1 rRNA gene is annotated in these 684 nt (G+C 53.1%); it reads left to right on the top strand.

The features are described from left to right. Window positions 1-119 precede the first annotated feature (119 nt). Window positions 120-684 (top strand): 16S ribosomal RNA (locus A3844_RS06680); the annotation flags it as partial.

The raw sequence follows: 684 nt of genomic DNA, 5'->3' as shown, positions 1-684 counted from the left end.
TTGATCTTTGAAAACTGAACAACGAGTGAGTGGGATTTCACGCAAGTGAGATCCAAAAATAGAGAATATTTTATTCTCGTCAGATGTTTCAAAATGAGCAATCGCTCTTTCTAAATACCAATTTGGAGAGTTTGATCCTGGCTCAGGACGAACGCTGGCGGCGTGCCTAATACATGCAAGTCGAGCGGAGCTTATCCTTCGGGATAAGCTTAGCGGCGGACGGGTGAGTAACACGTAGGCAACCTACCCTCTAGACTGGGATAACTACCGGAAACGGTAGCTAATACCGGATAATTCCTTCACCCTCATGGGCGAGGGATGAAAGGCGGAGCAATCTGCCACTAGAGGATGGGCCTGCGGCGCATTAGCTAGTTGGTGGGGTAACGGCCTACCAAGGCGACGATGCGTAGCCGACCTGAGAGGGTGAACGGCCACACTGGGACTGAGACACGGCCCAGACTCCTACGGGAGGCAGCAGTAGGGAATCTTCCGCAATGGGCGAAAGCCTGACGGAGCAACGCCGCGTGAGTGATGAAGGTTTTCGGATCGTAAAGCTCTGTTGCCAGGGAAGAACGTCCGGTAGAGTAACTGCTACCGGAGTGACGGTACCTGAGAAGAAAGCCCCGGCTAACTACGTGCCAGCAGCCGCGGTAATACGTAGGGGGCAAGCGTTGTCCGGAATTA

This window comes from Paenibacillus helianthi, from assembly GCF_001909055.1.
In the GTDB taxonomy this organism is placed as follows: domain Bacteria; phylum Bacillota; class Bacilli; order Paenibacillales; family Paenibacillaceae; genus Paenibacillus_AQ; species Paenibacillus_AQ helianthi.
Note: the sequence above shows the minus strand (reverse complement) of the source record. Positions and strands in the feature narration are given on the sequence as shown.